This is a genomic window from Aliivibrio sp. EL58 (genome assembly GCF_900312675.1).
In the GTDB taxonomy this organism is placed as follows: domain Bacteria; phylum Pseudomonadota; class Gammaproteobacteria; order Enterobacterales; family Vibrionaceae; genus Aliivibrio.
Genome location: NZ_OMPC01000008.1, coordinates 116,940 through 136,973 on the forward strand (window position 1 = coordinate 116,940; position 20,034 = coordinate 136,973).

Consider the following 20,034-nt stretch of genomic DNA (forward strand, 5'->3'; position numbering starts at 1 on the left):
TTCAAATTAATAGTTAATCATGGCTGCATATTTTTATTATTATTTCGAGATATTGATCTCATATATGTTAGCCAGTTCTTAATCATCATTACTGAATAGATTTACAAAATCCATAGCACCTACAGAATTTTAATTTTAATTTATGCTTAATGAATTTAAATAACAAAATAAAACTTATGGATCAGATAATTAGCAATAAATATAAATTTATCTAAAGCCATATTGAATCCGTTTTTTCCTACAAACCAAAAAAAACCATGCAATATTGCATGGCTTAATAATAAGAAACATCAATCAATTATGTTAAAAAAGTGACGATATTCGATTTAAGTCTGATTGTATTGCACCCGCCGTTACTTCCCTACCTGCGCCAGGTCCTCTAATAACTAATGGATTATCTTTATACCATTTGCTTTCAATGGCAAAGATATTATCGCAAGGGAGTAAATTAGCTAATGCATGATGCTCTGCAAGTGCTTCGATACTCACAGTAGCGCTCCCATCTTTGTTTAAACGAGCAACATAACGCAAAACCTTTTGCTCTTTTTGTGCTTTCTCTAAACGCTCAAGCAAGGCAAGATTAATTAGCTCTCCTTTTGCGAGAAAGTCATCCAAGCTAACATCTTTTAATTCCGCAGGAACCAAAGACTCAACTTTAACTTGCGTTGGTTCAATCTTCAATCCAGCTTCACGCGCTAAGATCACCAATTTTCTCATGACATCAGAACCATCTAAATCATTTCTAGGATCCGGTTCAGTTAAGCCTTGTTGCCAAGCTAGATCGACTAACTCAGTAAAAGGGACATCACCATTATACTGTTGAAATAACCATGATAAAGTTCCAGAAAAAATACCTGATAACGCAACTATTTCATCACCGCTTTCTCGTAAATCTCTAACGGTGTGATTAATAGGAAGACCGGCGCCTACTGTTGCATTATACAACCAGTGACGCCCTGTTTTTGCAAACGCATCCACCATTGCTTGATATTCTTCGCTTGGCGCTGAACCCGCCACTTTGTTTGCAGAAATAAGATGAATCCCCTGCTCTGCAATTTTCGTATATTGTTGTGACAGCTCGGCACTTGCGGTGACATCAAGCACGACAACATCATCGTAGCCTTGAACTAATCCAAGCTTTTCTATCCAATCAAAATTCTGATATGAAATCGCTTCATCATCAAATTTTTCAACTACTGACGTTGAATCTAGTCCATCAAAATCTAACCAATGACGATGACGGTCAATGACACCGACAAGTGAAAACTGCATACCATGACGTTTTTCAAGATTACGTTTTTGATCAGTAAAAAGAGACAACCATTGAGAACCAATATTGCCATGCCCACACAGCACAAGCGCAACACGTTTTTGAGCTTGGAATAAATGAGTATGGATATCATTAATTACTGGAGTCGTATCCACTTTACGTAATATCGCAACTAAACTTAAACCAGATTCAGATTCACACACAAACTCTAGTGGGCAGTTCTTTAATTGATGGTAAAAGCCATGGCTATGAATCGCATTACTCGTCACGCCAGCACCAACCGCCGCAATCATCGAATAGCCTTCTTTAAGCTTGATTTCAGCATGAACCGCTGAGTTCTGTAACACCTCTAATGCTTCATGAACGACTTCTGAAGTATAAGTAAGTAATAACGTAAACTGATCAGCCTGCGCTTCTAATGCCAAAGGTTGAAGTTGAGAGCGAGTAAGAAGAGAAAGTACCTCTTGTTTCGCACGTTCAAAATCTTGTCCACGACCAAAACCTAATTGGATCAAATACACATCTTCTAATGAAGTAACGATCTTTGCACCACGACCAGAAGCCAATACACGTTCAATACGAGTCGAGCCAGATTCTGGCTGGTAACTACAACGTAAGCTTAAATCCAATGCACTTTGAGCAACAGGTTGCAGGGTTCGGCTGTGTAATACTGGTGCCGCTAATCGAGCCAACTCACTCGCTTCATCTAAACGAAGCAAAGGCAATAAGCAAGCATCTGCCACTTTTCGAGGATCGGCACTAAATACCCCAGCGACATCACTCCAAATAGTAACGCGAGAGACTTCAGCTAATGCCCCGATCATGGTCGCTGAATAGTCAGAGCCATTACGACCAAGTAGAACGGTTTCTCCTTTTTGATCGCGAGCCATAAAGCCGGTGATCACGATTCGTCCATGAGGATGCTGAGCCATTTGCTCTTTAAATAGCGGCCACGACAGTGAACGGTCTACTTCAGGTTGAGCAGCTCGCTCCGCACGTAAAAAAGTTCGAGAATCGAGTGGCGCTGCCTGTAAATCTATTTGATTTAAATACGCAGAAAGCAGTCGAGATGACCATACCTCACCATGCCCAAGAACATCAGCCTGTTGAACTTCAGTTAATGGCGCGTGCAATTGACCAATAGCAATCAGTTCTTTATGCAGTAGCTCAAGTAATGGTTCCGCATTTTCAGCGCTAAGTAATTCTGAAATCAGCTCTTGTTGGTACTTGCGTAAAGACTCCAAGACTTCATGTGCTAATCGGCCATCTTTTAATAAACCATCAAACCATTCTAAAATTCGGTTTGTGGTGTTGCCCGCAGCAGACACGACAACCAGATCATGCTCGCTTGAGTATTCTTTTAAAATAGTCGCGACACGGCGATAGCATTCTGGATCGGCAAGGCTGCTACCACCAAACTTATGTAATTGACGTGGTACTAATCCTGTCATTACTTCACCTCTGCAGCGATAACGAAGGCTTGTTTCAGATCCGCGATAAGATCACGGCTGTCTTCTAATCCAACCGAAATACGTAGCAGTGTTGGAACTAAACCCGCTTCGGCTTGTGCTTCATCTGACATTGCTCGGTGAGTCATAGTACCTGGGTGCGCAATCAAACTTTCTACACCACCAAGAGATTCTGCTAAAGAGAAATATTTTAGCTCTTTCACAAACACTTTCAGCTGTTCTAGTGATCCATTTAGCTCAAAACTTAACATCGCACCAAAGCCTGCTTGCTGACGCTTTGCAATCTCATGTCCTGGATGTTCAGGTAAACTTGGGTGATAAATTGTTCCTACTAAAGCTTCTTCTTGAAGGCACTTAAGCACCTCCATTGCATTCTCTTCATGTACTCGCATACGAGCACTAAGGGTACGAATTCCACGTAAGGTTAGGTAGCTATCAAAAGCCGTTCCCGTCGCACCAATACAGTTTCCCCACCACGCAAGATCATCTGCGTGTTCTTGTGTTTTAGCGATTAATACACCGCCGACTACATCTGAATGACCGTTAATGTATTTGGTTGTCGAATGAAGGACAAAGTCAGCACCTAAAGTTAAAGGTTGCTGTAATACAGGAGAAAGGAAGGTGTTGTCGACAGCGACTAAAGCGCCGACTTTTGCAGCTTTTTGACAAATCTCAGCAATATCAACCACTCGAACTAATGGATTAGAAGGGGTCTCTAATAGAATAAGTTTTGGCTTTTTAGCAATCGCAGCATCAAGTGCGTCGGTATCAGATTGGTCGACAAATAGAGTTTTGAAGTCACCTTTATTAGCACGAGTATTAAATAAACGATACGTACCGCCATAACAGTCATGAGGCGCAACAATAAGATCATCTGGGCCAAGCAGAGCTGAAACCATTAGATTAAGTGCTGAAGTTCCGCAGTTTGTAACAACCGCACCAGCACCACACTCTAAATCAGATAAAGTGGTTTCTAATTGAGTTCGGGTTGGGTTACCTGAGCGAGCATAATCGTATTTTGGTACATCACCAAATTCAGGGAAGCTGTAGTTAGTTGATAAGTAGATAGGAGGTACAACCGCATTGTGTTGTGAGTCAGTCTCAATACCGGTACGAACAGCAATAGTTGCAGGTTTTCTCTCGCTCATAATTTCCCTTCCAAACTGCTAGGCAGTGGCCTGATACCAATCACCTTAATGAGATATAAAGCGGTAATTTTCTACTCATCTATCTCAGATGACTGATATAATCTAATCCATAAGTTATATTCTTCTACTTTACCATCACAAAATGAGACGTCAATACTTCTAGACGTCTATATATCTTTGCTTATAGCCGTAAATATCGCTAGAATTAGCCTATCGTATTTTAAACAACAATAATCCAGAACGAAGGTGAACAATGGCTGATTGGAATGGTGACTATTTAAGTCCTTATGCCGAACACGGTAAGAAAAGCGAACAAGTAAAAAAAATTACTGTTTCTATTCCAACAAAGGTACTACAAATCCTTACTGATGAACGTACGCGTCGCCAAGTAAGTAACCTACGTCACGCAACGAACAGCGAATTATTATGTGAAGCATTCCTTCATGCTTACACTGGCCAACCTTTACCAACAGATGAAGACTTACGTAAAGATCGCCCAGATGATATTCCAGCAGAAGCAAAGGCCTTAATGACTGCAATGGGTATTGAGTTCGAAGCATTTGATGAAGAGTAAATATTGAACTTTTTCTAACCAACAGGGTCTACTGTTGGTTAGCTCACATTTCTGATCATTCCCTATTTTCTTTATCCTCTCCATTTTCACATTAATTCCAATTTCAAAATATCTTCCTACGTGAACCTCATCTCATAAATATACTCAATCACTCCTACCAAATGTGATTATCGTCAATAGATGACCTGTACCCAAATTTTCTCCTCCCTAGCTCTACGCCCTACTCTTTATAAAGTAAGGATGAGTTCAACATTATGATTTATTTTTAATCTATTTCTCGTCAACTGAATTGAATGCTTATGAAACCGCCCTACACTGCCTTGGTTAAGTAAACATTCTTAAATAAAAATATCCTGTTAAAGGAAAAGGGATTTAAGATGAAAATGAACAAATACACTTTGCTTGCTGCAACAATCTCAGCCGCCCTGCTTGCTCCAACCGCTTCTGCTGTTGATTTTAGCGGATATGTTCGTTCTGGTGTCGGTCTGAGTGGAGACTCAGGCGAGAATATAGGTTATGAGAAAAGTAAGGTTGGTCGTTTAGGTAATGAAAACGATACTTTCTTTGAAGTTGGTTTAGGGCAAGAGTTATACAATGAAGACGGCGTAAGTTTTTACCTAGATTCATTAATCGCCCATGCAGTTGATGGTAACAATGATTGGGAAGCGAGTGATTCAGCCCTTCGTGTTATTAATATTCAAGCTAAGGGTCTTATCAAAAACGACAAAGATGCGGTAGTTTGGACAGGTAAACGCTACTACCAACGTCGTGATGTTCATATTACTGATTTCTACTACCTAAACACTTCAAGCGGTGCTGGTGCTGGTATCGAAAACTTATCTCTAGGTGGCGGAAAGTTGTCTACAGCAATCATCATGGACGCAGGTAAGCAAGATGGTTCAGCAAAATATGGTTGGGTTGAAAATAAAGTCGATCCAACACTAGATCCAACTTGGGAGCAAACTGGTTATGCTTCAGATGATGTTGATGCTTATACGTTAGATGTTCGCTATGCTGGCATTAACCTATGGGAAAATGCATCTCTTGAACTAGCGGGGGCTTATAACTTTGCTAATGCAAAAGATGGCCAAACAGTCGTCGCTGATGATGGCGTGTTATTGACTGCCATTTTACAACAAGGTTTAGATTCTGGCTTTAACCAAACGGTTTTCCAATATGGTACTAGCTCTTACGCTGCACAAATGCCAGGTTTAGGTGGCGGCAATAACTTTGACCGTTCAGGTGTAAACAATGACGGTACTGGTTTCCGTGTTCTTAACTGGGGTGTAGTTGGCCTAGGCGATAATTGGGAAGTGGGTCATCAAGTAATGTTTGCAAGCGCCTCTGATATTGGTGAAAATTCTTGGGACCAAGCATCACAAGGTTATGCAGGTTTAAACAAGTTCGATCATACTCTAGCTAACGTTGTTGTTCGTCCTGCTTATAAGTGGAACAACATCATGAAAACCATTGCTGAAGTTGGTTACTACACAGAAGAAAAAGACGACAACAAAGCATCTGCATCTAAGTTAACATTAGCGCAAGCTTGGTCTGCTGGCTCTAGTTTCTGGGCACGTCCTGAAATCCGTGTTTATGGTTCATACTTTATGGACTTAGAAGATAACCACTTCGGTGATACTGTACCTGGAGACGCTGATTCAGAATTTAGTGTCGGTGTTCAGTTTGAAGCGTGGTGGTAATACCTAAACGTACATAATAAAATACAGAATAACCGATATTTTGATATTGGTTATTCTTATTAACCACCTTTTGGAGTCATAATGAAACTCAATAGCATTGCCTTACTTTGTGGCTTATTTCTTACTGGTTGTCAAAATACTCAGACACTTAATTTATCAACGCCTTCTGTTGGTACTGTTTCAAGTATCGAACAACTAGATACTCAATCATTACCACTATCAAGTTCAACTAATATTATCATTTCAAATGCCACTCAAAAAATAAACAGTGATAATATTCAAAGCCCTGTAATCAATATTGCCCTACCTATTAACCAAGGTCCATTAAGTATAGAGCTAACCAGTAAAATAAAGGACAGTGTATTTTCACCGGTTGCCGCTATCTATGATGAAAACCAAAAAATCATACAAACAATTCCAGCGTCCGATTTTAATTATGTAAAGCCTCGCCTTTCCAAAGGAAATCGATTAGTTGCAGAGTTCTCATTTTTTCCATCAAATACAATTTCAGCAGCGAACCTGATCATTTACACAACTCAAGTCGAATTACAAAAACAGACAGAAGTTATTCATCCTGCTCGCTTAGATGCAGAAGCAAGAGGGAATTACTTCCCTGAAGCCAAAGATATCCCAATGCCACATGCGTTAACTGGCGAGTTAGTCATTGATATCAAACCATATACTTCACATTCGTTTTTTGGTTCAAATTCAAAAGAAAATAATACACCAAAAGAATCACTAAAAGTTAATGAAGAGACGGTGCAATATTATTCTCATAATATCCAGAAGGCTGTTTCAGAAGACAATATACCAAAAGCACTCAGTCTATTAGAAGAGGCTAAAGCATTACATATTGATGGTGCAGAAGAAATATTCGTAAACGCCATTAATAGTAAATAACCAAACAATAGTTCTATTAGATATATCTAACGAACCCCCAACAAAAAGGCTTCCTCATCAAACGATGTAGGAAGCCTTTTTTATGCTTACAAGAAAGACAAAAGCGACTTACGCTTCCATGTAGTTCTCTGGCATTTCAATACGTGCTACGCCTGAATCAACGGCTGCTTGTGCTACTGCTTTAGCAACGCGAGGAAGTAGACGAGGATCCATTGGTTTAGGAATGATGTAACCTTTACCAAACTCTAGTGCATCAACCCCTGCGGCTTTTAATACTTCAGCAGGTACTGGTTCTTTTGTTAACTGACGAATCGCTTCAACTGCAGCTAACTTCATCTCATCGTTAATCACGCTTGCACGAACATCTAGTGCGCCACGGAAAATGAATGGGAAACAAAGCACATTGTTTACTTGGTTTGGATAATCTGAACGACCCGTACCCATGATTAAATCATCACGAACCTCATGAGCAAGTTCAGGTTTAATTTCTGGATCAGGGTTTGAACATGCAAATACAACGGGCTTGTCAGCCATTAACTTTAACGCTTCAGGTGGTAATAGGTTTGGACCTGATACCCCTAAGAATAAATCTGCACCTTCAATAACATCTTCAAGCGTGCGCTTATCCGTGTTATTAGCAAAACGTTGTTTGTATTCATTAATATCATCACGACGAGTGTGAATTACGCCTTTACGATCCAACATGTAGATCTTCTCACGCATTGCACCACACTTGATCAATTGCTCCATACACGCAACTGCAGCAGCGCCAGCACCAAGACAAACGATGATCGCATCTTCTAATTTTTTACCTTGTAGCTCAATCGCATTCAGCATGCCCGCCGCTGTTACAATCGCGGTGCCATGTTGATCATCATGGAATACAGGTACATCACAACGCTCAATCAGGCGACGTTCAATCTCAAAACAATCAGGTGCTTTGATATCTTCTAGGTTGATACCACCAAAAGTATCTGCGATGTTCGCAACCGTATCAACAAACTCATCGATAGTGCGGTGTTTTACTTCGATATCAATAGAATCCAAACCAGCAAAGCGTTTGAAAAGTAATGATTTACCTTCCATAACAGGCTTTGAAGCCAAAGGACCTAAGTTACCTAAACCAAGAATAGCAGTGCCGTTTGAGATAACTGCAACCATGTTGCCTTTTGATGTGTACTTATAAACATCATCTGGATTCTTTGCGATTTCACGTACTGGTTCAGCAACGCCTGGGCTATAGGCCAAAGCTAGGTCTTCTGCAGTATTTGCAGGCTTCGTCAGTGCTATTTCAATTTTACCCGGAGTTGGATAAGCGTGATAATGGAGAGCTTGTTCGCGAAAGTCGTCAGACATGATGTTTTCCTGAATGCTAATAATTATAAGAGGATTGTTTCAAAACAGTGAATTATATAATAGTTGATCTAGTTCAAACTTCATAGTCTTGGCATACACATCGTACCAACAAGAATAAGGGATTAAATGGAGAAACTCTGTTTTACAGGCATAAAAAAAGGAGCCCTATAGGACTCCTCTTTTATCGGAAATTGGTAATTATTTCTTAGAACCAATTGCACCGAAACGTTTGTTGAAACGATCAACACGGCCGCCAGTATCTACGATACGTTGCTTACCAGTGTAGAACGGGTGACATTCGCCACATACGTCTAGGTGGATTGTGTCTTTGCCTAGCGCAGATTTGAATTCAAATTCGTTGCCGCAAGAACAAGTAGCTTGAACAGCTTTGTATTCTGGGTGGATACCTACTTTCATGGGGAAAACCTTATAGTTTAGGCCGTGTCGCCATCCGAATCTAAGCCGAACACCACACGTAGTTTAACAAAAATAGTAAGCGTAAACAGATTACACCTACTTAAGGTCGCGTATAATAATGAATCCTGAGCGATCAATCAACTAATCTGTTACTTTTTTCACCGATTATTTTACTCCGTTGCGATATTCTTATCTAAGAGTAGACTATTCCCTATCTTATTCCTTACTGATGTTAGCCATGCCGTATTCAATCGCCCACATTGCACTGCCTGTTCCTCTTGACCGCACCTTTGATTATTTAATCAAACCGGGTCAAACACCTGCCATTGGCGGTCGTGTAAAGGTGCCTTTTGGTCGTCAACGTTTGATTGGCATCGTTGTGAAGCTCAGTAATGAATCTGAATTTTCTCGTGAAAAATTAAAAGGCATTGATGCGGTACTTGATAACAGTTCATTGTGGCCTCCTCATCTTTATAAGCTACTTAATTGGAGCAGTACCTATTATCAATATCCTTTAGGGGAGACCTTAGCTAACGCAATGCCTGCATGGTTACGTAAAGGCCGAGAAGCCAGTTTTTCCGCATTAAAAGCATGGCAAGTCACTGAGCTAGGCAAAAACCAAGATCTCAATAAACTGACTCGTGCCCCTAAGCAAGCTAAAGCTCTCAATTTAGTGCGCCATCAACAATGCAGCCATGAACAAATGCTTGAGGAAGAAATTACCCCTGCCACGTTAAAAGCGGTAGCAGATAAAGGTTGGATAGAAGAGATCTCTCTTGCTCCAAAACCGAGTTATTGGCAGCGCAATGTTGAAGTTACCCAAGAGAAACCACAACTCAATGAAGAACAAGCCATTGCGATTGCAACCGTCAATGCAAGTCCTGAATTCGGCTGTTACTTATTAGATGGCGTAACAGGTTCAGGAAAAACCGAAGTTTATTTGCAATTATTAGAGCCCATTCTAAAAGCAGGTCGCCAAGCTCTGGTTTTGGTTCCTGAAATTGGCTTAACCCCACAAACGATTAATCGCTTTAAACGTCGCTTCAATGTTCCTGTCGATGTAATTCACTCAGGTCTAAATGACACTGAACGCTTAAATTCATGGTTGGCAGCACGAGACAATCACGCTGGCATTATCATAGGCACTCGCTCAGCCCTTTTCACTCCATTTAATGATCTTGGTATTATCATTGTGGATGAAGAGCACGATGCTTCTTATAAGCAACAAGACAGTATGAGATATCACGCTCGTGACTTAGCCGTAATGCGTGCCAATTTAGATAACATCCCTATTATTTTAGGTTCAGCAACGCCTGCGCTAGAGACGTTACACAACGCTAAAATTGGAAAATATCATCACTTAACGCTAACGAAACGTGCTGGTACGGCAATTCCAGCTCGTCATGGAGTATTAGACGTAAAAGGCCTGTATTTAAATAGTGGATTATCTGCACCCTTGATCGCTCAAATGAGAAAACACTTATCTGAAGGCAATCAGGTCATGCTGTTTTTAAACCGTCGAGGCTTCTCTCCTGCCTTAATGTGCCACGAATGTGGTTGGATGGCAGAATGTAAACGTTGCGATGCTTTCTACACCTTCCACCAGCACAGTAGCGAGATCCGTTGTCACCATTGCGGCTCACAACAGCCAATTATGCATCAATGCGGTGGATGTGGCTCAACTCAGTTAATCTCAGTTGGTGTCGGCACAGAGCAACTTGAAACTCAGTTAATGAACTTATTTCCTGAGTACAAGACGGTACGCATTGATAGAGACAGTACTCGTCGAAAAGGCAGCCTAGAGAATTATTTAGAAGCGATCAAAAATAATGAATATCAAATTCTGATTGGTACTCAAATGTTAGCTAAAGGCCACCATTTTCCCAATGTTACTTTGGTAGGGCTAATTGATGTCGATAGCTCGCTATTTAGTAGTGATTTTCGCGCACCAGAGCGCCTAGCTCAGTTATTTATTCAAGTGGCAGGACGTGCAGGACGTGCGAGTAAGCCGGGGGAAGTGATTTTACAGACCCACCACCCTGAACACTCCCTATTACAGAGCTTATTACATCAAGGCTATGGGCACTTTGCTGAGTATGCTTTACAAGAGCGTAAATTTGCACAATTGCCACCTTACACCCACTTGTCTCTGTTTAGAGCGGAATCAAATAACAATGAAAATGTAGAGCAGTTTCTACGCCAAGTGCGTGATATTTTAGAAAGTCACCCACAGTTTCATGATGCAACTCCTGTACTCGGTCCCATTCCAGCACCTTTAGCACGACGCGCTGGAAAATACCGTTGGCAACTGCTTTTTCAAGCTCCGAATAGAACCGTTATGCAATCCATGTTACGTGGTGCAAAAACAGCGATTGAATTGCTTCCTCTCGCAAAAAAAATTCGCTGGACGCTAGATATAGAGCCACAAGACCTTAGTTAATTTAAGGAATTACATGGCGATTGTTTTTGCACAAAAAGAAAACAATCGGCCTTCATGTGAGTCAAGTCACAATATAGATGTAACTTTTGTTAAATCACCCGTATTTAAATCTTTATTTTGCACATAAAATATCTCTTAAAATAATTAGGCAATCGTTTACTTTAGATTTAATTTTAGTTGGGAGAGGAATATTATGGCGACAATGAAGGATGTTGCTTTATCGGCAGGTGTATCAACAGCTACCGTATCACGAGCGTTAATGACTCCAGAGAAGGTTTCACTATCGACCCGTAAGCGCGTTGATGATGCCATTTCAGAAACGGGATATTCTCCAACGACATTAACACGTACGTTGCGCCGTAATGAATCAAAAACAATTGTGACTATTGTTCCTGATATTTGTGACCCTTACTTCAGTGACATCTTACGAGGTATTGAAGACGCCGCAGTAGAGAATGGTTATGTCATTTTAGTTGGCGACAGCAGCCAACAACAAAAACGTGAGCAGTCTTTTGTAAATCTTGTTTACACTAAGCAAGTGGATGGAATGGTATTGCTAGGTTCCGATCTTCCTTTTAATGCCAGTCGTCAAGAACAAAAGAACTTACCTCCTCTTGTAATGGCATGTGAATATGCACCAGAACTCGAACTTCCAACCGTACATATCGATAACCTCACTGCCGCATTTGAAGCCGTAAACTACCTAACCAAATTAGGTCACAAACGAGTGGCTGAATTATCAGGCCCTGAAAGCTCTTCGTTATGTCAGTTTAGACATCAAGGTTACCAACAAGCCTTACGCCGCGCAGGTATCGCAATGAATAATGCCTATATTCATTATGGTAACTTTACTTTTGAAGCAGGCGCTGCAGCAATAACTCAACTACTCTCTCTCTCTTCACCACCAACGGCTGTTTTTTGTCACAATGACATCATGGCTATTGGCGCAATTCAAAAAGCAAAACAGATGGGCTTTCGTGTTCCACAAGATATTTCAATTATGGGTTTTGATGATATTGAATTCTCACAATACTGCGATCCGCCATTAACCACTATTTCGCAGCCTCGCTATGAAATTGGTCGTCAATCCATGCTCATGCTACTAGAGCTATTAAAAGGCAATGATGTTCGTTCAGGCTCACGATTATTAGAATCATCTTTAGTTGTCAGAGAGAGTACCGCACCACCAAAAAATCGTTAAACTTAAGATTAAAACGATAGATAATGAGAATAATTCATTAGAAATGGTTCTTTAAAGTAATCTATTTGTCTAAATAGTGACTTTTTGCGTACTTTTTTACACAAGTACTGGTATGAGTTCATACAACTGATTACCATGAACTACTCTCTTTAAAATCTAGTAAAGTAAAGAACTGTGGCTAATAAAGATTACGTAAAACGTGGACGCTCTCCTAAGAAAGCGACAAAAAAAACAACCAAGAAAAAAGGCGCTAAGCAACCTGTATCGACAGGTTCAACGCCATGGAAAGCCGTGGCTGTTGCAGGCCTCTTAGTTGCTGTTTTTGGCTATGCACTTTACTTTTTAAACGACGCTCCAACACCAGAGAAAAAAACAACGGTAACGGAAGTCGCTCCAGTAAAAACGAAAAAGAAAACCGATAGTGAAGATATCCCTCCAATGCCAGAAGAGCAATGGAGCTATATGGATGAACTGCCAAATAAAGAAATTGAAGTCGTACAAAAAGATCTGAAAGTCTCAGAGATCCCTTACATTATGCAATGTGGTGCCTATAAATCGAGCTCGCAAGCTGAAGAACGTAAAATGGATATCGCTTTTCAGGGCTTAAGCTCAACGGTACGAAAAAAATCAGGAAGCAGTTGGTATCGTGTCGTTCTTGGCCCATACAAATTTAAACGTGATGCAGAAAAAGATCGCCATAAATTACAACGCGCTAAAATTGAGCCTTGTGCAATTTGGAAAGATCAATAATCACGTAGCATAAGAACAGCGATTAAAATCGCCAATAGCATCACACATTTAAAAAGGAGCGCATTGAGTGCTCCTTTTTTCTATCCATTCAACTTGAAAACCCTTCCCCTTCCCCCCATTACAGTAGTAATAATCATGAAGATGGTGCCATGCTTTAATTAATGACATTATCGAATAAGAGGTTTTACTCGTGACTACAATTGTTTCTGTACGCCGTGAAGGCAAAGTCGTGGTTGCTGGCGATGGCCAAGCATCTCAAGGTGATATGATCGCCAAAGGTAACGTTAAAAAAGTACGTCGCCTATACAATGATTCAGTACTTGTTGGCTTTGCAGGCAGCACTGCCGATGCCTTTATTCTGTTCGACCTGTGTGAACGTAAATTAGAAATGCACCAAGGCAACCTAACTAAAGCTGCGGTTGAGTTAGCAAAAGAGTGGCGCAGTGACCGTACTCTACGTCGTCTTGAAGCAATGTTAATCGTTGCTGATAAAACGACCTCTTTAATCATCAGTGGTACAGGTGATTTAATCAATGCTGATAATGATCTATTAACCATTGGTTCTGGTGGTTACTTTGCTCGCTCTGCAGCGACGGCATTACTAGAAAACACCGATTTAGATGCTCGTGAAATTGCCACAAAAGCACTGACTATTGCTGGCGATATTGACGTCTACACTAACCATAATCATACCGTTGAAGAACTGAACGTTTAACGACAAATAATAAGGAATACCCATGTCTGAGATGACTCCTCGTGAAATTGTACACGAATTAGATAGCCATATTATTGGTCAAGATAAAGCAAAACGTTCAGTGGCAATCGCATTGCGTAACCGCTGGCGTCGTATGCAACTTAACCCTGAGCTTCGCTCTGAAGTAACGCCTAAAAATATTTTGATGATAGGTCCAACAGGTGTTGGTAAAACTGAAATTGCCCGCCGTTTAGCTAAATTAGCAAACGCGCCATTCATTAAAGTTGAAGCGACTAAGTTCACCGAAGTGGGCTATGTTGGCAAAGAAGTTGATAGCATCATTCGTGACTTAACTGATGTGGCAATGAAAATGACCCATCAACAAGCGGTAGAAAAAGTAAAATTCCGCGCTGAAGAGCAAGCAGAAGATCGCATCCTTGATATTTTATTACCACCAGCACGCGATGCATGGGGTAAAAATGAAGAAGGTGATAATAACTCTGGCACTCGCCAATCTTTCCGTAAGAAATTACGTGAAGGCAAACTAGACGACAAAGAAATTGAAGTTGATGTTGCAGCCCCTCAAGTTGGCGTAGAGATCATGGCTCCTCCTGGTATGGAAGAGATGACAAACCAACTTCAAGGCATGTTCCAGAATCTTTCTGGCGGCGACACCACTAAAAAGCGCAAAATGAAGATTAAAGATGCGCTTAAAGCACTGACTGAAGAAGAAGGTGTGAAGCTGGTTAATCCTGAAGAGCTAAAAGAACAAGCCATCTTCAATGTTGAAAACCATGGCATTGTCTTTATCGATGAAATTGATAAGATCTGTAAAGGCTCAAACTCTCAGTCTGGTGATGTTTCCCGTGAAGGTGTACAACGTGATTTACTTCCGTTAGTTGAAGGCAGCACAGTAAGTACTAAACACGGCATGGTAAAAACAGACCACATGCTATTTATCACATCGGGTGCTTTCCAAATGGCAAAACCATCTGATTTAATCCCAGAACTACAAGGTCGTTTACCGATCCGAGTTGAGCTTGAAGCACTTACAGCTAATGACTTTAAACGTATTCTAACAGAGCCAAATGCATCGTTAACAGAGCAATACATTGCTTTATTGGCGACAGAGAATGTGAATGTTGAGTTTACTGAAGATGGGATTAGCCGTATTGCTGAATCTGCATTCCAAGTGAACGAAAGCACAGAAAATATTGGTGCTCGTCGTCTGCATACCGTGATGGAGCGTCTGATGGAAGAGATCTCTTATGACGCATCAGAAAAAGACGGTGAAAGCCTTGTGGTTGATGCAGATTATGTCACTTTGCGTTTAGGTAAATTAGTTGCAGATGAAGATTTAAGCCGCTTTATCCTGTAATAAATAATTATCACACCAAAAATAAAGCCTTACTCTATAAAATGAGTAAGGCTTTTTCTTGATTGTCATTTAATCAAAAATAGCGATTAAGCTAAAATCTCCCAAGAATGTGTCATTTCAATGCCTTCCCCCAGCATTAGACACACAGAACAATATTTTTGTAATGAATCCGCAGTCACCTTCTCAACAACTGCCTTATCAAGATCATGACCTGATACTTCGAAGTGAATATTTACATGAGTAAATATTTTTGGTGCCGTTGCTCTGCGCTCACTTGATACTTTTGCGATGCAAGCTGTGACTGCTTGATCTGCTGATTTCAAACCATCAACAACATCAACTGAACTGCAGCCACCCGCAGCCATTAGCACTAATTCCATTGGGCTTGGTGCCTTTTCTCCACCATTACCATCCATTACAACAGAGTGACCAGATTGAGATTGACCTAAGAAAGTAAATCCATCAATCCATTTAACTTCAGCGTTCATAAAAGCCTCTTTACTATATAAAAGGAAAACTCGTGATCCATTTCACGAAATTGTGCCCTTGGTCGCACATTTCATACGATCAAAGTCAAGAAATCAACGGCGAAACAGGGTATGATTTTATCAATTATCTCAACGAACATGCAGCCTTGTTCCGATAACCATATTGTATAGGCCAAACTGATATTTGGCTCAGTTATTTTAAAATGGACATCGCCTACTTGGCAAACGCAGAGGAAGTATAAAGTATGGTTCTAGGTAAACCTCAGACAGATCCAACATTAGAGTGGTTCTTATCTCATTGTCACATTCATAAGTATCCTTCAAAAAGTACTTTGATCCACGCTGGTGAAAAAGCTGAGACTCTTTACTACATCGTAAAAGGTTCTGTTGCTGTACTAATTAAAGATGAAGAAGGAAAGGAAATGATCCTTTCTTACCTTAACCAAGGTGACTTCATTGGTGAGCTTGGCTTGTTTGAAGAAGGTCAAGAACGTTCAGCATGGGTTCGTGCAAAAAGTCCTTGTGAAGTTGCTGAGATTTCATTTAAGAAATTCCGTCAACTTATCCAAGTAAACCCAGATATTCTGATGCGTCTTTCTGCTCAAATGGCAACTCGTCTACAAATCACTAGCCAAAAAGTAGGTGATTTAGCATTCCTAGACGTTACAGGCCGTATCGCTCAGACTCTATTGAATCTAGCTAAACAACCAGATGCAATGACTCACCCAGATGGCATGCAAATTAAGATCACTCGTCAAGAGATCGGTCAAATTGTAGGTTGTTCACGTGAAACTGTTGGCCGTATCTTGAAGATGCTTGAAGAGCAAAACTTGATTTCTGCACACGGTAAAACAATTGTAGTTTACGGTACTCGTTAATTTAACGCTTACCTTAAACAAATAAAAACGCAGCCCTTGAGCTGCGTTTTTTTATGCCTAAATTTTAGAATTAACTGTCTGTGCTTTCAAAAATCTTATCAGCAGATGCAGCGACAAATCCTGTATATATCTTGCCATTAGGTAGCGAATAACGCTTAGCAAACTCATAAAATCCACCAGGAATTTCAAACTCACCCTCAGTAAAATTCACTTTGACTTTATCCGCCATTGTTGATGACTGTTCTAAGTAAACCTCAGGAGAGCCTTTCACTTCACCACCCACTTCGTTCATTGCAAAACCTGCATCACGTAAGTGTTTGTTCACATCAACCACTTCAGCAAACGCTTCAAGCTGATTAACGTAAACCGTAAAGTGATTAGCGCCATAACCATGAGCCGCTAACCAAGAAGCGTACTCACTTTCCTTCGCTAATACTTGATAGTCTTCGAAACTTAATGTCCAAGGCCTACCGGAAGAAAGAAAATCACTGGTGGCAAAATAGTGGGCTGGTACTTGTTCAACCAAGCCATGAATAATGTCCTGTATTTCAGGTGATAGCTCTTCTACTAATAATTCACTAATAAAAACGAGTGGCGCATTAGGATCTGGGTGCTCAAAATGCTGCGCTTTCAGTTTTTTAGCTTCAAAGTCATAAGTCTCACACGCTTTATAGCCTATTGCTAAAAATGGTGCAGCAAGAGTCTGTAGTCCAACTTTAGGTAAATTAAACGTACGTAGCGCAATATGATCGTTAATCAGTTCATCGTTATTAGATAGTAATTGATGGACCTTCCCAGCAGATGGGGATAAGCGCGCAATATAATCTTGCCACAATGACGAAAATAAAGAGTTTACATTATTCATGTTTATCGCCTCTTATAGAGTTAAACCCGGAGAGAGTTGAGCTGGAATTTCACACGCATCGCCTTCCATTGATGCCATTGGGTATGCACAATAATCCGCAGCGTAATAAGCACTTGGTTTCATGTTTCCTGATGCACCCGGACCACCAAATGGCGCGTCACCACTTGCTCCAGTCAATTGACGGTTACGATTTACAATACCTGCACGAATATGCTCTACAAAATATTCCCACTCACTGTCATCCGTTGAAACAAGGCCTGCTGATAAACCATAACGGGTGTCATTAGCAAGCTCTACGGCTTCTTCTAATGTCTCGTAACGCACCACTTGCAGTAATGGTCCAAAGTATTCTTCATCTGGTAATTCAGCAACTTTAGTCGCGTCAATAATACCGGGTGAAACGAAGGCATGACCTAAGCTTTTGGCTTCGAGTAAAGACTCGCCACCCAAGTCTTGTAAACTCTTCTGGGCGTTTAGAATAAATTCTGCCGCTGCTACTGATATTTGCGAGCCCATAAACGGAGCGTTATCAGCAAACGGTTGGTCAACAACGATACTTTTTGCCACTTCAACAAGGCGAACTAACAATTCATCGCCTGCTTTTCCAATAGGAACATATAAGCGACGAGCACATGTACAACGTTGACCCGCACTAATGAATGCCGATTGAATAATGGTATAAACTGCCGCTTCTTGATCACCAAAATCTTTTGAAATAACCATCGGATTATTGCCGCCCATTTCTAGAGCCAGCATTTTTCCTGTGTCTCCTGAGAATTGACGATGCAGGATATGTCCAGTATTCGCACTACCGGTAAATAACAGGCCATCAATACCTTTAGCGCCCGCTAACGCTTCACCTGTTGCACGAGCACCTTGTACTAGGTTAATAACACCATTTGGCAAGCCTGCTTGTTGCCATAATTTCATGATCACTTCACTGGTCCATGGCGTCTGCTCTGAAGGTTTTAACACGACTGTGTTACCGGCAAGCAGTGCTGGAACAATATGACCATTAGGAAGGTGCCCAGGGAAGTTGTACGGCCCAAAGACAGCCATAACACCTAAAGGGCGATGTCTAAGTACAATTTTATTTCCTGCGGCTTCTCGCTCTTTATAGGGCGTTCTTTCATGATAAGCACGAATAGAAATGGCGATCTTACCAACCATCGCACCGGCTTCCGTTTTGGTTTCCCAGAATGGTTTACCGGTTTCTTTAGCAATCACTTCTGCTATTTGATCTGCATTTTCTTTTACTAACTCAGCAAAACGCTCAATGATCACTTGGCGCGCTTCAAAAGGCTGTTTTTTCCACTCAATAAAGGCATGGCGTGCCGCACCAACGGCTGACTCAACCTGTTCTTTGGTTGCGCTGTTCCCTTCCCACACCACTTCACTGTTGTACGGGCTTACTGATTGTATTGTTTCACCATTACCTGAAACCCAATCCCCTGCAATCCAATGTGTCATATCCTTTGTCCTCTATTGAGCTAATAAACGTACGTAATCATCCACTTCTACTTGCAATGCCGTTGCCGCTTCTTGTGTTAAATGAACGGTATCGGTCGCTTTATCATAAGCGGCGGTGGTTGCTGTTGCTCTGAAATTCTCAAACGATGTATTTGCAATTAAATACTGCTGCGAGCTGTTATGCTCAGTGATGATCACTTTAGCTTTAAATGAATTTCGCACTGATTCAATGCTGCGCAAATCACATTCAACCGTCGGCCCTGCATCAAAAATATCGACATAACCTCGACAGCGGAAACCTTCATTTTCTAATAGTCTTAGAGCCGGTTTAGTATTGTCATGTACCTTACCAATCACCGCTTGCGCTTCTTTACTTAATAAGCTGACATAAATCGGTAATTTAGGCATAAGATCCGCAATAAAACCTTTATAACCAATCCCCGTTAGGTAATCAGCTTCGGTAAAATCGATCGAAAAAAAGTGCTTTTGTAGCCATTTCCAAAAAGGAGATTGTCCCTCCTCATCTGAGACACCACGCATTTCAGCAAAAATGGTGTCTGAGAAACGGTGCGGGTGCTCTGCCATCATTAAAAAACGCGCTTTAGACATTAAGCGGCCATTAAGGCCTTCACGAAATTCGGGACGTAAGAAAAGCGTACAGATCTCTGTGCTACCAGTATAATTACTGCCAAAAGTCAGTACTTTCACGACATTATTAACATTGAGTTTACGTGAGAAATGAACCACTTTACTGATGTGATAATTATAGAAAGGTGAATCCAAACCAACTGCGGCTTCTACCCCTGTCGTTCCCGTAACCTCACCGGTGACCGAATCTTCCCCAACCATGAGGTAACCTTCCGTGCCAGGGGATTGAACTTCTTTTTCAAAGCTCCCAATAGAGTGATCAATTCGATTTCGTAATTGCTCTTCATTGACAGGTAGTGAGGTAAAGCCGTGGCCAGATTCTACGGCACACTGATGAAGTGCAGGATAATCTTCCTGAGTGATAGGACGAATAACAAGCATCAATATT

17 protein-coding genes are annotated in these 20,034 nt (G+C 41.0%); 9 read left to right on the forward strand and 8 right to left on the reverse strand.

Translation table 11 applies throughout. From position 1 onward, the window contains the following. Window positions 1–303: 303 nt before the first annotated feature. Window positions 304–2,721 (reverse strand): bifunctional aspartate kinase/homoserine dehydrogenase II, encoded by a 2,418-nt coding sequence (locus ED622_RS09920; RefSeq protein ID WP_122033726.1) that lies wholly within the window; start codon window positions 2,719–2,721, stop codon window positions 304–306. Further along, entirely contained in the window at window positions 2,721–3,887 is a 1,167-nt protein-coding gene (locus ED622_RS09925) for an O-succinylhomoserine (thiol)-lyase (protein WP_122033727.1), read from the reverse strand. Before ED622_RS09925 ends, ED622_RS09920 begins: the two co-directional genes overlap by 1 nt. Window positions 3,888–4,140: 253 nt before the next feature. On the opposite strand from ED622_RS09925, the gene metJ reads away from it, so the two are divergent. From metJ to ED622_RS09940, 3 genes are all read left to right on the forward strand, one after another. Further along, on the forward strand, window positions 4,141–4,461 hold the full coding sequence (gene metJ / locus ED622_RS09930) for a met regulon transcriptional regulator MetJ (protein ID WP_005421050.1): 321 nt from the start codon (window positions 4,141–4,143) through the stop codon (window positions 4,459–4,461). A gap of 383 nt (window positions 4,462–4,844) precedes the next feature. Next, window positions 4,845–6,161 (forward strand): maltoporin LamB, encoded by a 1,317-nt coding sequence (gene lamB, locus ED622_RS09935; protein ID WP_122033852.1) that lies wholly within the window; start codon window positions 4,845–4,847, stop codon window positions 6,159–6,161. An 81-nt stretch (window positions 6,162–6,242) separates the two neighbouring features. Next, window positions 6,243–7,061, forward strand: coding sequence for a MalM family protein (locus ED622_RS09940; RefSeq protein ID WP_122033728.1), 819 nt, complete (start codon window positions 6,243–6,245; stop codon window positions 7,059–7,061). 108 nt (window positions 7,062–7,169) lie between these two features. Here ED622_RS09940 and ED622_RS09945 read toward each other — a convergent pair whose 3' ends face one another. Then, window positions 7,170–8,417, reverse strand: coding sequence for a malic enzyme-like NAD(P)-binding protein (locus ED622_RS09945; RefSeq protein ID WP_122033729.1), 1,248 nt, complete (start codon window positions 8,415–8,417; stop codon window positions 7,170–7,172). 198 nt (window positions 8,418–8,615) lie between these two features. Beyond that, window positions 8,616–8,834, reverse strand: coding sequence for a 50S ribosomal protein L31 (rpmE, locus tag ED622_RS09950; protein ID WP_122033730.1), 219 nt, complete (start codon window positions 8,832–8,834; stop codon window positions 8,616–8,618). 238 nt (window positions 8,835–9,072) lie between these two features. Between rpmE and priA the strand changes: the two genes are divergently transcribed. From priA to hslU, 5 genes are all read left to right on the forward strand, one after another. Next, complete coding sequence (gene priA / locus ED622_RS09955) at window positions 9,073–11,274, forward strand: primosomal protein N' (RefSeq protein ID WP_162922500.1); 2,202 nt, start codon at window positions 9,073–9,075, stop codon at window positions 11,272–11,274. Window positions 11,275–11,467: 193 nt separating this feature from the next. Next, entirely contained in the window at window positions 11,468–12,475 is a 1,008-nt protein-coding gene (gene cytR / locus ED622_RS09960; RefSeq protein ID WP_122033731.1) for a DNA-binding transcriptional regulator CytR, read from the forward strand. Window positions 12,476–12,649: 174 nt separating this feature from the next. Then, window positions 12,650–13,225 (forward strand): SPOR domain-containing protein, encoded by a 576-nt coding sequence (locus ED622_RS09965; RefSeq protein ID WP_122033732.1) that lies wholly within the window; start codon window positions 12,650–12,652, stop codon window positions 13,223–13,225. 190 nt (window positions 13,226–13,415) lie between these two features. Further along, complete coding sequence (hslV, locus tag ED622_RS09970) at window positions 13,416–13,940, forward strand: ATP-dependent protease subunit HslV (RefSeq protein WP_122033733.1); 525 nt, start codon at window positions 13,416–13,418, stop codon at window positions 13,938–13,940. Window positions 13,941–13,962: 22 nt separating this feature from the next. Next, entirely contained in the window at window positions 13,963–15,297 is a 1,335-nt protein-coding gene (hslU, locus tag ED622_RS09975; protein ID WP_122033734.1) for an HslU--HslV peptidase ATPase subunit, read from the forward strand. Between the two features lie 86 nt (window positions 15,298–15,383). Here hslU and ED622_RS09980 read toward each other — a convergent pair whose 3' ends face one another. Beyond that, window positions 15,384–15,785: an OsmC family protein gene (locus tag ED622_RS09980; protein WP_122033735.1), complete on the reverse strand. Its 402-nt coding sequence runs from the start codon at window positions 15,783–15,785 to the stop codon at window positions 15,384–15,386. A gap of 245 nt (window positions 15,786–16,030) precedes the next feature. Between ED622_RS09980 and crp the strand changes: the two genes are divergently transcribed. Beyond that, complete coding sequence (crp, locus tag ED622_RS09985; protein WP_005421074.1) at window positions 16,031–16,663, forward strand: cAMP-activated global transcriptional regulator CRP; 633 nt, start codon at window positions 16,031–16,033, stop codon at window positions 16,661–16,663. Window positions 16,664–16,733: 70 nt separating this feature from the next. On the opposite strand, the gene ED622_RS09990 is transcribed toward crp, so the two are convergent. From ED622_RS09990 to astA, 3 genes are read right to left on the reverse strand one after another with little or no spacing between them, the layout of a single operon-like run. After that, entirely contained in the window at window positions 16,734–17,528 is a 795-nt protein-coding gene (locus tag ED622_RS09990; protein WP_122033736.1) for a DUF1338 domain-containing protein, read from the reverse strand. A gap of 12 nt (window positions 17,529–17,540) precedes the next feature. After that, the gene (gene astD / locus ED622_RS09995; RefSeq protein ID WP_122033737.1) at window positions 17,541–18,998 is read right to left on the reverse strand and encodes a succinylglutamate-semialdehyde dehydrogenase; all 1,458 of its coding nucleotides are present in this window, start codon (window positions 18,996–18,998) and stop codon (window positions 17,541–17,543) included. Window positions 18,999–19,010: 12 nt separating this feature from the next. Then, window positions 19,011–20,027 carry an arginine N-succinyltransferase gene (gene astA, locus ED622_RS10000; RefSeq protein WP_122033738.1) on the reverse strand — a complete coding sequence of 339 codons (1,017 nt, stop codon included), beginning with the start codon at window positions 20,025–20,027 and terminating at the stop codon, window positions 19,011–19,013. Window positions 20,028–20,034 lie beyond the last annotated feature (7 nt).